The 13,489-nt window shown below is 66.4% G+C and carries 14 protein-coding genes; 5 read left to right on the top strand and 9 right to left on the bottom strand.

The annotated features are described in order from the left end of the window. The first annotated feature begins 16 nt into the window (after positions 1 to 16). Positions 17 to 346, top strand: coding sequence for a c-type cytochrome (locus tag BME24068_RS01550; protein WP_096502251.1), 330 nt, complete (start codon positions 17 to 19; stop codon positions 344 to 346). Between the two features lie 102 nt (positions 347 to 448). Here the strand turns inward: BME24068_RS01550 and BME24068_RS01545 are convergent, their stop codons facing one another. From BME24068_RS01545 to BME24068_RS01535, 3 genes are read right to left on the bottom strand one after another with little or no spacing between them, the layout of a single operon-like run. Beyond that, a complete protein-coding gene (locus BME24068_RS01545) occupies positions 449 to 1,207 on the bottom strand; it encodes a DUF2486 family protein (protein WP_174924956.1) in 759 nt (252 codons plus the stop codon). Positions 1,208 to 1,232: 25 nt separating this feature from the next. Next, on the bottom strand, positions 1,233 to 1,649 hold the full coding sequence (locus BME24068_RS01540; protein WP_057926038.1) for a DNA polymerase III subunit chi: 417 nt from the start codon (positions 1,647 to 1,649) through the stop codon (positions 1,233 to 1,235). Between the two features lie 34 nt (positions 1,650 to 1,683). Further along, entirely contained in the window at positions 1,684 to 3,195 is a 1,512-nt protein-coding gene (locus tag BME24068_RS01535; protein ID WP_096502255.1) for a leucyl aminopeptidase, read from the bottom strand. A gap of 122 nt (positions 3,196 to 3,317) precedes the next feature. Between BME24068_RS01535 and lptF the strand changes: the two genes are divergently transcribed. From lptF to BME24068_RS01520, 3 genes are read left to right on the top strand one after another with little or no spacing between them, the layout of a single operon-like run. Beyond that, positions 3,318 to 4,409: an LPS export ABC transporter permease LptF gene (gene lptF / locus BME24068_RS01530; RefSeq protein WP_096502257.1), complete on the top strand. Its 1,092-nt coding sequence runs from the start codon at positions 3,318 to 3,320 to the stop codon at positions 4,407 to 4,409. A 3-nt stretch (positions 4,410 to 4,412) separates the two neighbouring features. Continuing rightward, entirely contained in the window at positions 4,413 to 5,561 is a 1,149-nt protein-coding gene (gene lptG, locus BME24068_RS01525) for an LPS export ABC transporter permease LptG (protein ID WP_174924955.1), read from the top strand. A gap of 25 nt (positions 5,562 to 5,586) precedes the next feature. Beyond that, positions 5,587 to 5,970 (top strand): sirohydrochlorin chelatase, encoded by a 384-nt coding sequence (locus BME24068_RS01520; RefSeq protein WP_096502261.1) that lies wholly within the window; start codon positions 5,587 to 5,589, stop codon positions 5,968 to 5,970. Positions 5,971 to 6,090: 120 nt separating this feature from the next. On the opposite strand, the gene cobA is transcribed toward BME24068_RS01520, so the two are convergent. The 6 genes from cobA to BME24068_RS01490 all read right to left on the bottom strand — a co-directional run bounded on the left by cobA (position 6,091) and on the right by BME24068_RS01490 (position 12,309). Then, positions 6,091 to 6,840, bottom strand: coding sequence for a uroporphyrinogen-III C-methyltransferase (cobA, locus tag BME24068_RS01515; protein WP_098550883.1), 750 nt, complete (start codon positions 6,838 to 6,840; stop codon positions 6,091 to 6,093). Positions 6,841 to 6,935: 95 nt separating this feature from the next. Continuing rightward, a complete protein-coding gene (locus BME24068_RS01510; RefSeq protein WP_174924954.1) occupies positions 6,936 to 8,252 on the bottom strand; it encodes a sulfate adenylyltransferase subunit 1 in 1,317 nt (438 codons plus the stop codon). Between the two features lie 22 nt (positions 8,253 to 8,274). Next, the gene (cysD, locus tag BME24068_RS01505; RefSeq protein ID WP_096502267.1) at positions 8,275 to 9,237 is read right to left on the bottom strand and encodes a sulfate adenylyltransferase subunit CysD; all 963 of its coding nucleotides are present in this window, start codon (positions 9,235 to 9,237) and stop codon (positions 8,275 to 8,277) included. A 75-nt stretch (positions 9,238 to 9,312) separates the two neighbouring features. After that, positions 9,313 to 10,065: a phosphoadenylyl-sulfate reductase gene (locus BME24068_RS01500; RefSeq protein ID WP_096502269.1), complete on the bottom strand. Its 753-nt coding sequence runs from the start codon at positions 10,063 to 10,065 to the stop codon at positions 9,313 to 9,315. Continuing rightward, entirely contained in the window at positions 10,062 to 10,604 is a 543-nt protein-coding gene (locus tag BME24068_RS01495; protein ID WP_174924953.1) for a DUF934 domain-containing protein, read from the bottom strand. The genes BME24068_RS01500 and BME24068_RS01495 overlap by 4 nt, the downstream gene beginning before the upstream one ends. A gap of 25 nt (positions 10,605 to 10,629) precedes the next feature. Continuing rightward, entirely contained in the window at positions 10,630 to 12,309 is a 1,680-nt protein-coding gene (locus BME24068_RS01490) for a nitrite/sulfite reductase (RefSeq protein ID WP_174924952.1), read from the bottom strand. 217 nt (positions 12,310 to 12,526) lie between these two features. Between BME24068_RS01490 and BME24068_RS01485 the strand changes: the two genes are divergently transcribed. Beyond that, positions 12,527 to 13,468 carry a CysB family HTH-type transcriptional regulator gene (locus BME24068_RS01485; RefSeq protein WP_096502275.1) on the top strand — a complete coding sequence of 314 codons (942 nt, stop codon included), beginning with the start codon at positions 12,527 to 12,529 and terminating at the stop codon, positions 13,466 to 13,468. Positions 13,469 to 13,489: the final 21 nt, after the last annotated feature.

Here is a 13,489-nt window from a genome sequence, read left to right as displayed (position 1 = left end):
GCCGGCGGAGAACCGCATGAAACAGACGATATTGCGCGCGCTGCTCGTGATGCTGCTGACCGGCAGCGCGGCAGCCGCGCACGCCGACCCGGGCGCCGACGGGCTCGCGCTCGCGCAGCGCAAGAACTGCCTGGCCTGCCACGCGATCGGCAAGCCGTTGATGGGTCCGTCGTTCCGCGACATTGCCGGCCGGTACGCCGCACGCGCGAACGCCGCCGATTATCTCGCGCAGTCGATCGTGAACGGCAGTGTGGGCGTGTGGAGCAACGTGCCGATGCCCGCCAATACGCAGCTGACGAGCGCCGAAGCGCACACGCTCGCGCAGTGGGTGCTGTCGCTGCACTGAAGCCGCATTGAAGAGAATGATCCGGCGCGCGCACGCGCCGGCAGGTTCGCCGGTGGCGACGGGAACCGCGCCCGCGGCTCCTGCACCGAAACGAATGCGCGGTCAGCCCGAATGACCGGTCCGGCGGCGGGCGATCTCGTCATCGACCGCGTCGCGAACCCAATCCATCACTTCCGTTTCGAGCGCCAGCGCCACTTCGCGCGTAACCTGGCCGACGAGCCAGGCCGTATGGTCGTGCAGCGCGTCGCGGCAACGCGCCTCGATCGCCTCACGCCCTTCCCCGGTCAGATAATTCGTCAGACGGTTGCGCAGACGCTCGGCGATGCGCTGCGCGTCTTCCGCCGTCAGCGCGGCGGCCGCATTCGCATCCGGCTGCGGTGCGCCGGCGAGGTGATCCGGAACCGGCACGTCAGCAGCCGGTACGAGCGCCTCGGGCAATGCTGCTTCATCGGTGTGCCCCGCCGGCTCGTGCGGCACGGCAGCGAGAGCGTGCTGCTGCGAATCGTCGGCGGCGAGCGCCGAACGAAGCGGCGCTGGCATCGCCGCGGATTCCTCCGCGACGACGCGCTCCGCGGCGCCGGGTTCGGCCGGCGCATCGCTGTCGCCCGGCAGTTCGACGGCCGGTACGTACGGCGTCGGCACCGGCTCGACCACCACGGATTCGGGGTCGGTTTCCGCGCGTTGCGGCGCGCCGGGCACTTCGGCGGCACGATCCGGCGCAACCACGTCGGTCAGCACCGGAATGGCGGCATCGTCGTGCGGCGACGGCACATCGGCCGCGGACGCACGCGCCGGCACCGGCTTGCCCGGCACCAGCACGTCGGTCAGCGTCGGGATCGAGGATGAGTCGGCTTGTGTCACGGGAACGCTCCGTCGACGGGTTCGGCTAGCTGCCCTGCTTGTAGTTGTTCAGCGCGTATCCGCGATCGCGGTAAAAGCGGTAGCGGTCGCGGCCCGCGGCGAGTTCGTCCGGCGCATTGCCGACCACTTCGAGCAAACGCTCGAAGCGGGCAAACTGCGCGGGCACGGCGGCACCGAGGTTCAGCAGCACGTGATGATGCGGCGCCTGGTCGAGATCGGCGGTCAGCACGATCGGCGTGCCGGCCGCGTGCGCGCTGTCGACGCCGCAATGCGGGATGAAATCGAGCGGCGAGAAGGTCCAGAGCCGCTCGTCGAGCGCGCGCAGGCGCGCGGGCTCGGCGAGCACGACGACCGGCTGCCCGGCCTGATAGGCCTTGCGCAGCAGCCGGCACGCGTACGCGAGCGAATCGCCGACGTTCGAATGGAAATCGATTCGCGTCATTGCCCGCGTACCTGCATCGTCGTGTGCACCGCCATTACTGGCCGGCGCGGTCGATCAGGAACTGCGCGAGCAGCGGCACCGGACGACCGGTCGCCCCCTTCGCCGCGCCGCTCTTCCATGCGGTGCCCGCGATGTCGAGGTGCGCCCACGGGTAGCTTTCGGTGAAGCGCGACAGGAAGCACGCAGCCGTCACGGCACCGGCCGGACGTCCGCCGATGTTCGCGATGTCCGCGAAATTCGACTTCAGTTGATCCTGGTACTCGTCGTCGAGCGGCATGCGCCATGCCGGGTCGTTCGCCTCGCGCGACGCGTCGAGCAGTTCGCCCGCGAGCGCATCGTCCTTCGAGAACAGGCCGCTGTTGTGGCCGCCGAGCGCGATCACGCATGCGCCCGTCAGCGTCGCCACGTCGATCACCGCGGCCGGCTTGAAGCGCTCCGCGTAGGTCAGCGCGTCGCACAGGATCAGGCGGCCCTCGGCGTCGGTGTTCAGCACTTCGATCGTCAGCCCCTTCATGCTGGTGACGATGTCGCCCGGCTTCGTCGCGTTGCCGCCCGGCATGTTCTCGCAGGTCGGCACGATCGCGACGACGTTGATCTTCAGGCCCATCTCGGCGATCGCACGCATCGTGCCGAGCACGGAGCCCGCGCCGCACATGTCGTACTTCATCTCGTCCATGCCCTCGCCCGGCTTCAGCGAGATGCCGCCGGTGTCGAACGTGATGCCCTTGCCGACCAGCACGACCGGCGCGGCCTTCGCGGCGGCGCCCTGGTAGTGCAGCACGATGAACTGCGGCGGTTCGACCGACGCGCGCGCGACCGACAGGAACGAGCCCATCTTGAGCGCCTGGATCTGCTTCAGGCCGAGCACCTCGGCCTTCAGGCCCCAATCCTTCGCGATCTTCTTCGCGGTGTTGCCGAGATAGGTCGGCGTGCACACGTTGCCGGGCAGGTTGCCCAGATCGCGGGTCAGATCCATCCCGTTGGCGAGCGCGACGGCCTGCTTGATCGCCAGCTTCGCCGCCTTTTCGTCGGACGGATCGACGCTGAACACGACGCGCTTGAGCGTGTGCGATGCCGGCTCCGGCTTGCTCTTCATCTGCGTGAAGCGGTACGTCTCGTTGCGCAGCGCGAGAATCGCCGCACGCACGCCCCAGTCGGAGCCGCGCTCGTCGACCGGCGGTTGCGCGAGCGAGAACGTGACCTGCACGACCTTCGTCGCCAGCAGCGCGCGCCATGCGGCCGTCACTGCGTCGTTGTAGGCTTTCTGATTGAAAGCATCCTGCTTGCCGAGGCCGACGAGCAGCACGCGCGACGCGCCGATGCCCGATACTTCGTGCAGGAACAGCGTCCGGCCGCGCTTGCCGTCCATGTCGCCGGCCTTCACCACGCGCGAGATCAGCCCGTTGGTGGCCGTGTCGATGTCGAGTGCCGCGCCAGACAGGGTCTGCGCCTCGAAGATGCCGAGCACGATGCAGTCGGACTTCCCGGTCAGGAACCCCTTGGCCTCGCCTTTGCTCCAATCACAGCCTTTTATGCTAAAGTCCATCGCGCTTGTCCTCGGATAAAATCTGGGCTAAGGATGAAAGCCGCAATTATCCGCTATTTTTCCCGTGGCGGCGCGAGCGCTCCACCACGCGTGCGCAGCCTCCCGCCCTCTTCTCATCAAGAATGATCTTCGAACGCTCCCTCCAGCGCGAGCTTGCGTATACGGCTGGCGCCGTGTTCATGGTGCTGCTCACGATCATGCTCACGACGATGATGATCCGCATCGTCGGCTACGCCGCGTCCGGCGAAATCGATCCGCGGGACGTGCTCGTGCTGATCGGCCTGACCGTGATCGGCTATCTCGCCGTGATGCTCGTCGTCACGTTGTTCGTGTCGATCCTGTTCGTGCTGACCCGGTGGTACCGGGACTCCGAAATGGTGGTGTGGCTCGCGTCCGGCGTGAGCCTCACGCGCCTGATCAAGCCGATCGGCGTGTTCGCGACGCCGATCATCGTGCTGATCGCGTTCTTCGCGTTCGTCGGCTGGCCGTGGTCGAACCAGCAGAGCAAGATGATCAAGGCGCGCTTTCAGCAGCGCGACGAAATCTCGCTGCTCGCGCCCGGCCAGTTCCGCGAATCGGCGACGAACCATCGCGTGTTCTTCATCGAGAAGATGTCGCCGGACCAGAGCAAGGTGCAGAACGTCTTCGTCACGTCGACGGAGAACGGCAAGGTCAACGTCGTCGTGTCGCAGACGGGTCATACCGAAACGAAGGACGGCGATCGCTTCGTCGTGCTGGAAAACGGCCGCCGCTACGACGGCACGCCCGGCCAGCCGAACTTCAAGATCATGGAGTTCCAGCGCTACGGCGTGAAGATCACGAGCACTCCGGTCACCAACGTGCCGACCACCAACAGCACGCCGACGCTGGACCTGCTGCGCAACCCGACGCGCGACAACCTCGCGGAATTCGCGTGGCGCGCAGGGCTGCCGCTGATCGCGATCAACCTGCTGGTGCTCGGCATCCCGCTGTCGTACCAGAACCCGCGCCGCAGCCGCACGATCAACCTCGTGATGGCCGTGCTGATCTACCTCACGTACTCGAACCTGCTGAACGTCGTCCAGTCGCAGATCGAACAGGGCAAGATGTCGTTCGGTGTCGGCCTCGTCGGGCTGCATGCGATCGTCGCGGTGATCGTCGCGTTCATCTTCTGGTTGCGCGTGCGCAATCGTCCGCTGTTTACACGCGCGCTGTTCGGCCGCTCGGGAGCATGATCGATGCGGCTCTATGAAAAATACTTCGCACGGCAGATCTACGTCACGTTCGTCTTCATCCTGTTCGCGTTCTCGGGTCTGTTCTTCTTCTTCGACCTGATCAGCGAACTGAACTCGGTCGGGCACGGCAACTACAAGTTCGGCTATGCGGTGCTGCGCGTCGCGCTGCAGACGCCGTCGCGCTTCTACGAAATCATCCCGGTCGCCGCACTGATCAGCGCGATCTACGTGTTCGCGCAGATGGCCGCGAACTCGGAATTCACGATCTTCCGCGTGTCGGGCCTCGCGACCAACCAGGCGCTGCGCTCGCTGCTGAAGATCGGCATTCCGCTCGTGATCGTCACCTACCTGATCGGCGAATTCGTCGGCCCGTATGCCGACCAGCTGTCCGAACGCGTGCGGCTGCAGGCGCTCGGCGCATCGGTGTCGTCGAACTTCCAGTCGGGCGTGTGGGTGAAGGACACGCTCGCGGCGCGCGAGAACGGCGAGCAGGTCACGCGCTTCGTCAACGTCGGCAGCCTGTCGCCGGACTCGACGATCAGCAACGTGCGCATCTACGAGTTCGACTCGAAATTCCAGCTGCAGAACGTGCGGATCGCGCAGACGGGCCGCTACGAGCCGCCCGGCCACTGGCTGCTCAAGGGCGTCACGGAAACGATCCTGACGCCGATCAAGCCGATCAGCGGCCAGCCGGCCGACGCGCTGAACCCCGTGTACCGGTCGCAGCAGGTCACGCTGCCCGAATACCGGCTGCGCTCGGACCTGACGCCGCAGATCCTGTCGGTGCTGCTCGTGTCGCCGGAACGCATGTCGATCATCAACCTGTTCCGCTACATCCAGCACTTGCGCGAGAACCAGCAGGACACGCAGCGCTACGACATCGCGCTGTGGCGCAAGCTGCTGTACCCGTTCGCGGTGTTCGTGATGCTCGTGCTGTCGCTGCCGTTCGCGTACCTGCATACGCGTGCGGGCGTGGTCGGCGTGAAGGTGTTCGGCGGCATCATGCTCGGCATGAGCTTCCAGCTGCTCAACACGCTGTTCTCGCACATCGGCACGCTGAATACGTGGCCCGCGCCGCTGACCGCGGCGACACCGGGCCTCATCTATCTCGCGCTCGGCCTGTTCGCGCTGAAGTGGGTCGACCGGCACTGAACGCCGTCACGACGGAGGCTTCGACATGAGTTCGCAAGGCATCGTCCTGTTCGGTCACGGCGCACGCGATCCGCGCTGGGCCGAGCCGTTCGAGCGGCTGGCCGCGCGGCTGCGCGGCGCCGGCGAATCCGCGCCGCACGTGTCGCTCGCATTCCTCGAATTGATGACGCCGCCGCTCGATGCGGCCGTCGCCGCGCAGGTCGCGGCCGGCTGCACGCGCGTCACCGTGGTGCCGGTGTTCTTCGGCCAGGGCGGCCATGTGCGCCGCGACCTGCCGCAACTCGTCGACGCATGCCGCGCCGCGCATCCGGGCGTCGAGATCCGCTGCGCGACGGCCGTCGGAGAAGACGACGGCGTGCTCGATGCGATCGCGCGCTACTGCGTCGACCAGCTCGGCAGCGACGCGTAGCGGCTTCCGCGGCTCCAAAGAAAAAAGCGCTGGCTTCTTCTGCCAGCGCTTTTTTTATGCGGTTCGCCCGCTACCGGGCAGCAGGAGACGAGCGCCGTACGTGCGCACCGCCGCGTCGACTCACGCGGCGTCCCGCAATGCATCGCCCGCTTTCACGAGCCGCGCACGCTCGGCGAACGCATCGCCGATCATCAGCAGGCTCGGTTCCGCCGGATCGAGCCACGCCTGCGCATCGCCCGCCGCCATCTGCGCGAGCGTCAGCGTCAGCGTGCGTTCGCGCGCGGTGCTGCATGCCTCGACGATCGCCACCGGCGTCGCGGGCGCACGGCCTGCGTCGATCAGTTCCTGCGCGATGCCGGGCGCGCTGTCGCGGCCCATGTAATAGACGATCGAATCGGCACGCGCCGCTTCGCGAATCTCGTCGCTGCCCGGCGCGCGACTGTGCGTCGCGAACGCGACGCTGCGCGACACACCCCGCAACGTCAGCGAGCGCTTCAGCGTCGCGGCACCCGCGAGCGCCGCGGTAATGCCCGGCACGACCTCGTAGTCGATGCCCGCCGCCTCGAGCGCGCGCATTTCCTCTTCCGCGCGGCCGAACAGCATCGGATCGCCACCCTTCAGCCGCACGACGCACGCATGCTCGCGCGCCGCATCGACGATCTGCTTGTTGATGAAGTGCTGCGCGGTCGAGCGCTGCCCGCAGCGCTTGCCGACCGCGATCTTCCGCGCGTTCGGCGCGTAATCCAGCATCGCCGGCTCGACCAGCGCGTCGTGCAGCACGACGTCGGCTTGCGCGAGCAACCGCGCGCCACGCACCGTGATGAGGTCTGCAGCGCCCGGCCCTGCTCCGATCAGATACACCTTGCCCATGTTTGTCGCTTCGCTTGTCCTGCCCGTGCGGACGGCGGACCGGCGCGCGCCGCCGCGAGGGCGGCGCCAAACACCGGTTATGCCGGTCATGCCGGTTATGCCGAGAACGCCCGGATCATGCCGGCGGCGACCGTGTGGTGCGTCGCCTCGTCGATCAGCACGAATGCGCCCGTGCCCGGATGCGCGTCGTACGTATCGCAGACGATCGGCTTTTGCAGCGTCAGCGCCACGCGGCCGATGTCGTTCATCTTCAGTTCCTGGCGGTCGGTGGCGTGCGACAGCGTATGCACGTCGAGCACTTCCTTGACCGCACCGATCTTCGCGAACACCGTGCTCGTGGTCTGCTTCAGCAGATACTTGCGCTGCGGCGACAGCGGCGTCTCGTCGAACCAGCACAGGTCGGCCTCGAGCTTCTTCGCCGGCGCGACCGGCTCGGCGGTCGTGACGAACATGTCGCCGCGCGACACGTCGACATCCTCTTCGAGGCGAATGGTCACCGTCTGGCCCGCGAACGCGTGCGGGACGGACGCCGTGCCGCCCGGCACCGGTGCGACGATCTCGGCGATCGTGGCGGTGCGGTTCGACGGCAGCACGACGATTTCGTCGCCGACCTTCACCTCGCCCGACTCGATCCGGCCCATGTAGCCGCGGAAGTCGTCGGCCGAGCTGCCGTCCTGGCGTGCAACCCATTGCACCGGGAAGCGCAGCGCGTCATGCGCCTGCGTCTCGACCGGCAGCGATTCGAGCACGTCGAGCAGCGGCTCGCCCGCATACCACGGCATGCGCTCGCTCGCGCCGACGATGTTGTCGCCCTTGAGCGCCGACACCGGCACGAAGCGTACGTCGTTCAGGCCGAGCTGCTTCGCGAGGGCGACGTACGCATCGCGGATCTCGTTGAAGCGCGCTTCGCTGTAGTCGACGAGGTCCATCTTGTTGATCGCGACGATCACGTGCTGCAGCGCGAGCAGCTTCACGATCGCGCTGTGGCGCTTGGTTTGCGGCAGCAGTTGCGCGACGCCGTTCTCGATCGTCACGCGCGTTGCGTCGACCAGGATGATCGCCGCATGCGCGGTCGATGCGCCCGTCACCATGTTGCGCGTGTACTGCTCGTGACCCGGCGTGTCGGCGATGATGAACTTGCGCTTGGCGGTCGCGAAATAACGGTATGCGACGTCGATCGTGATGCCCTGCTCGCGCTCGGCTTCGAGGCCGTCCGTCAGCAGCGCGAGGTCGAGCTCGTCGCCGACCGTGCGCTTGTTCTTCGCGCGCGACAGCGCGGACAGCTGGTCGGACAGCACGGCCTTGCTGTCGTACAGCAGGCGGCCGATCAGCGTGCTCTTGCCGTCGTCGACGCTGCCCGCGGTGATGAAGCGCAACACGCCGAGGTCTTCGGTGTTCTCGATGATGCTCATGATGTGAATGTCCTCGTGTGCTTCAGAAATAACCTTGCTTCTTGCGCTGTTCCATCGCGGCTTCGGAGGCCTGGTCGTCCATCCGGGTCGCGCCGCGTTCGGTGATCTCGGTCACCGCCGTCTCGGCGATGATCTTCTCGACGTCGTCCGCGTCGCTTTCGACCGGGCACGTGCAGCTGATGTCGCCGACCGTGCGGAAGCGCACCTGCGCGAGCTCGCTCGTCTCGCCGTCACGCATCGGCGTGAGCGGCGTGACGGGCACGAGCAGCCCGTTGCGGCGCACGATCTCGCGCTGGTGCGCGTAATAGATCGACGGCAGTTCGAGGTTTTCGCGTGCGATGTACTGCCACACGTCGAGTTCGGTCCAGTTCGAGATCGGGAACACGCGCAGGTGCTCGCCCTTGTGCAGGCGCGCGTTGTACAGGCTCCACAGTTCCGGGCGCTGCGCCTTCGGATCCCACTGGCCGAATTCGTCGCGGAACGAGAAGATCCGTTCCTTCGCACGCGCCTTCTCTTCGTCGCGGCGCGCGCCGCCGATCAGCGCCGTGTAGCCGTGCTGCTCGATCGTCTCGAGCAGCGTGACGGCCTGCGCGGCGTTGCGCGAATCGGTTTCGCGGCGCAGCACGACGGTGCCGCGCTTGATCGAATCCTCGACGTGGCCGACCACCAGCTCGGCGCCGAGCTCTTTCGCGCGGCGATCGCGGAAGTCGATCACTTCTTCGTAGTTGTGGCCCGTATCGATGTGCACGAGCGGGAACGGCAGCGTCGTCTTGCGGTTCCCGCCGAGGCCGAATGCCTTCAGCGCGAGGTGCAGCACGACGACCGAATCCTTGCCGCCCGAGAACAACAGCGCCGGCTTGCTGCACTCGGCGACCAGTTCGCGCAGGATGTGGATCGACTCGGCTTCGAGCCAGTCGAGGTGGCCCATGCGGTTGTCGGCACCGGTGGGCGGGGCAAAGGCGGATTGCTCGAGCGTCGTGCTCATGATTTCAGTCCTTCTCTTCTGGGTTCGTGCCGCCCGCTGTCGCAGGCGGCGCAATATTCAGTTTCTTGTCGGCTTTCAGTGCGCGGCGCCGGCAACGGCGGCCACCGGAATCGGCGTGATCGTGGTGATGTGCAGCCCGCATTCCTTCGTGTCGCGCGACTCCCACCACCAGCGGCCGGCCCGGCTGTCCTCGCCGGGGCGGATCGCACGCGTACAAGGCTCGCAGCCGATGCTCGGGTAGCCGCGGGCGTGCAGCGGGTTGACCGGTACGTCAAACGCCTTAAGGTACGCCCACACGTCGGCTTCCGTCCAGTCGGCGAGCGGGTTGTACTTCGCGATCCCGCGCGCTTCGTCCTGCTCTTCCTCGTGCAGCTCCGCACGCGTGACCGACTGCTCGCGGCGCTGGCCCGTGACCCACGCGCCGACGTCGGCCAGCGCGCGGTTCAGCGGCTCGACCTTGCGGATGTGGCAGCACGACTTGCGCAGCTCGACGCTTTCGTAGAACGCGTTCAGGCCGTGCTCGGCGACGTACTGGTCGACCGCGTCCTGCTGCGGGTGAAACTGCTCGATCTCGTAGCCGTAGCGCTCGCGCACGCGGTCGATCATGCCCAGCGTTTCCGCATGCAGACGGCCGGTGTTCAGCGAGAAGATGCCGATCGACGCGCCCTTCGACAGGATCGCGTGCGTGAGCAGCATGTCTTCCGCGGCGAGGCTGCTCGCGAACTTCACCTTCGCGTGGCGCTCGCCGATCTGCGCGAGCAGCGCGTCGAGGCGCTCGACCTTCGCAGCCAGTTCCGGCGTCAGCGCGGTGGCGGTCGCGGTGCTCATGCGCTCACCTTCGTATCGGCCGCGCCCGCGCGACGGCGGAACAGCGGCGCCGGCTCGTCGAACGCGCCCTGATAACGCTGCGTGAATTCGCCGAACGCGTTCAGCGCGTCGTGGATGTCCTTGTCGGCACGCACCGCGAAGGCGTCGAAGCCGCAACGCGACATGTACAGCAGCTGGTCGCGCAGCACGTCGCCGATCGCGCGCAGCTCGCCCGTCCAGCCGTGGCGCTCGCGCAACAGGCGGCCAATGCTGTAGCCGCGGCCGTCCGCGAAGCGCGGGAATTCGACCGCGATCAGCGAGATCGCGCCGAAGTCGGCCACAAGATCGGCCGGCTCGCTGTCCGGCGCCAGCCACACGCCCAGTTCGTCCTTCGTCTTCGCGGCGACGAGCGCTGCGCGCTCGGCCTGCCACAGTGCGAACGACACCAGCACCTTGCCGGCCGGCAATGCGTCGACCGCGGGCAGCGCACCGTCTTCCGCCGCGCGCACGACCTGCCATGCGTCGTCGATCACTGCGCGGTTCTTGATAATCGAAGCCATCTGCAAATTCCTTCTACCCGGTTGGTTACGCGTTCACTGCCTGGCGCGCCGCATACACGCGCTCCTTGAACGGCGCGATGCCGATGCGGTCGTACGTGTCGACGAAGCGCTCGCCGTCGACGCGCGTCTCGACGAACGTGTCGATCAGCTTCGAGATCACGTCCGGCACTTCTTCCGCCGAGAACGAGGGCCCGATCACGCGGCCGAGGCGCGCGCCGTTCCGGCCCGTGCCCTGCTCGCCGCCAAGCGACACCTGGTACCACTCGGCGCCGTCCTTGTCGACGCCGAGGATGCCGATGTTGCCGACGTGGTGGTGACCGCACGAGTTCATGCAACCGGAAATGTTCAGCGACAGGTCGCCGAGGTCGTACACGTAGTCCAGATCGTCGAAACGCTGCTGGATCGCCAGCGCGATCGGGATCGACTTCGCGTTCGCGAGCGAGCAGAAGTCGCCGCCCGGGCACGCGATGATGTCGGTCAACAGGCCGATGTTCGGCGTCGCGAAACCGGCCGCCTTCGCCTTTTCCCACACCGCGAACAGGTCGTACTTCTTCACGTTCGCGAGAATCAGGTTCTGCTCGTGCGACACGCGCAGCTCGCCGAACGAGTAGGCGTCGGCCCAGTCGGCCACCAGATCCATCTGCGCGTCGGTCGCGTCGCCCGGCGCCACACGGTGGTCCTTCAGCGACAGCGTGACGGCCGCATAGCCCGGCACCTTGTGCGGTGCGACGTTACGCTCGACCCAGCGCGCGAACGCCTTGTTCTCGAGCAGATGCTGTTCGAACGATGCGTCGGTGTCGGCCAGCTTCTCGTAGACGGGCGGCTGGAAGTACTGCGACACGCGGTCGAGCTCGGCCTGCGTGAGCGTCGACGGGCCGTCCTTCAGATGCTGCCACTCTTCCTCGACCTGCTGCGCGAACTTCGCCGGCGACAGCGCCTTCACGAGGATCTTGATCCGCGCCTTGTACAGGTTGTCGCGGCGGCCGTAGCGGTTGTATACACGCAGCACGGCTTCGCAGTACGTGATCAGGTGCTGCCACGGCAGGTCTTCCTTGATCACCGCGCCGACGATCGGCGTACGGCCGAGGCCGCCGCCCGCGAGGATGCTCGCGACCACTTCGCCCTGCGCATTCTTCTTCAGGTACACGCCGAGGTCGTGGATCTGCACGGCCGCGCGGTCGTCCTTCGAGCCGGACACCGCGATCTTGAACTTGCGCGGCAGCCATGCGAATTCGGGATGGAACGTCGACCACTGGCGCAGGATCTCGGCCCACGGACGCGGATCGATCTCTTCATCTTGCGCCACGCCAGCGAACTGGTCGGCCGTGATGTTGCGAATGCAGTTGCCCGACGTCTGGATCGCGTGCATCTGCACCGATGCGAGCTTCGCGAGGATCTCGGGCGTGTCTTCCAGCTCGACCCAGTTGAACTGGATGTTCGAACGGGTCGAGAAGTGGCCGTAGCCGCGGTCATGCTCGCGGGCGATGCGCGCCAGCATGCGGAGCTGCTCGCTGCGCAGGTTGCCGTACGGAATCGCGATGCGGTGCATGTACGCGTGGCGCTGCATGTACAGGCCGTTCTGCAGGCGCAGCGGACGGAACTCGTCTTCGCTCAACTCGCCCGACAGGCGGCGGCGCACCTGATCGCGGTACTGTGCGACTCGCTCGTCGACGATCGTCTGGTCGTACTGGTCGTACTGATACATTCGGGGACCCCAGGGGTTTTCGTGGTGACCGCGCGACGTCCTAGCCACGTCGCGCCCGAATCTCCGTTCCGCCGCCATCGCCGGCCTTGCGCTGCCTGGCTGGATTGCTAATGACGAAAACAGATATCCATATTTGAAAAACTCCGGTGAATCGTAATAAACTCGCCTTATATTTCAAACGACTAAAAAATTCTGTTGATATGCGGAAGGGTTATAAATGAACCTGCACCAATTTCGCTTCGTGCGCGAGGCCGTCCGGCAGAATTTCAACCTCACCGAGGCCGCCAAGGCGCTGTACACGTCGCAACCGGGGGTATCGAAGGCGATCATCGAGCTCGAGGACGAGCTCGGCGTGGAGATCTTCACGCGGCATGGCAAGCGCGTGCGCTCGCTCACCGAGCCGGGGCGGATCATCCTCGCGTCGGTCGAGCGGATCCTGCAGGAAGTGGAAAGCCTTAAAAGGGTCGGGAAAGATTATGCAGCGCAGGATCAGGGCAACCTGACGATCGCCGCGACCCACACGCAGGCGCGCTACTCGCTGCCGGCCGCGATCGCGGAGTTCAAGAAGCGCTTCCCGAAGGTGCATTTGTCGATCCTGCAGGGCAGCCCGACGCAGGTCGCCGAGATGGTGATCCACGACCAGGCCGATCTCGCGATCGCGACCGAGGCGATCGCCGACTACAAGGAACTCGTGTCGCTGCCCTGCTTCCAGTGGCATCACGCGGCCGTGGTGCCGGCCGACCACCCGTTGCTCGACCGCAAGCCGGTTACGCTCGACGATCTCGCGCAGTACCCGCTGATCACGTACGACGACGCGTTCGCGGGCCGCAAGAAGATCAACCACGCGTTCGCACTGCGCGGGCTGTCGCCGGACATCGTGCTCGAGGCGATCGACGCCGACGTGATCAAGACTTACGTCGAGCTCGGCCTCGGCGTCGGGATCATGGCCGACATCGCGTTCAATCCCGAGCGCGACCGCAACCTGCGGCTGATTCCGGTCGGCCACCTGTTCGGCAGCAACGTGACGCGTGTCGCGCTCAAGCAGGGCGCTTATCTGCGCAGCTATGTGTATACGCTCGTCGAGCTGCTGTCGCCGACGCTGAACCGCAAGCTGATCGAGCAGGCGCTCAAGGGCGAATCCGAATCGTACGAGCTTTGACCGACGTGTATAAACGAGGGG

It is taken from the genome of Burkholderia anthina, from assembly GCF_902498995.1.
GTDB classification, from domain to species: domain Bacteria; phylum Pseudomonadota; class Gammaproteobacteria; order Burkholderiales; family Burkholderiaceae; genus Burkholderia; species Burkholderia anthina.
The sequence above is the reverse complement of the archived record's forward strand: the minus strand, read 5'-3'. Positions and strand labels throughout refer to the sequence as shown.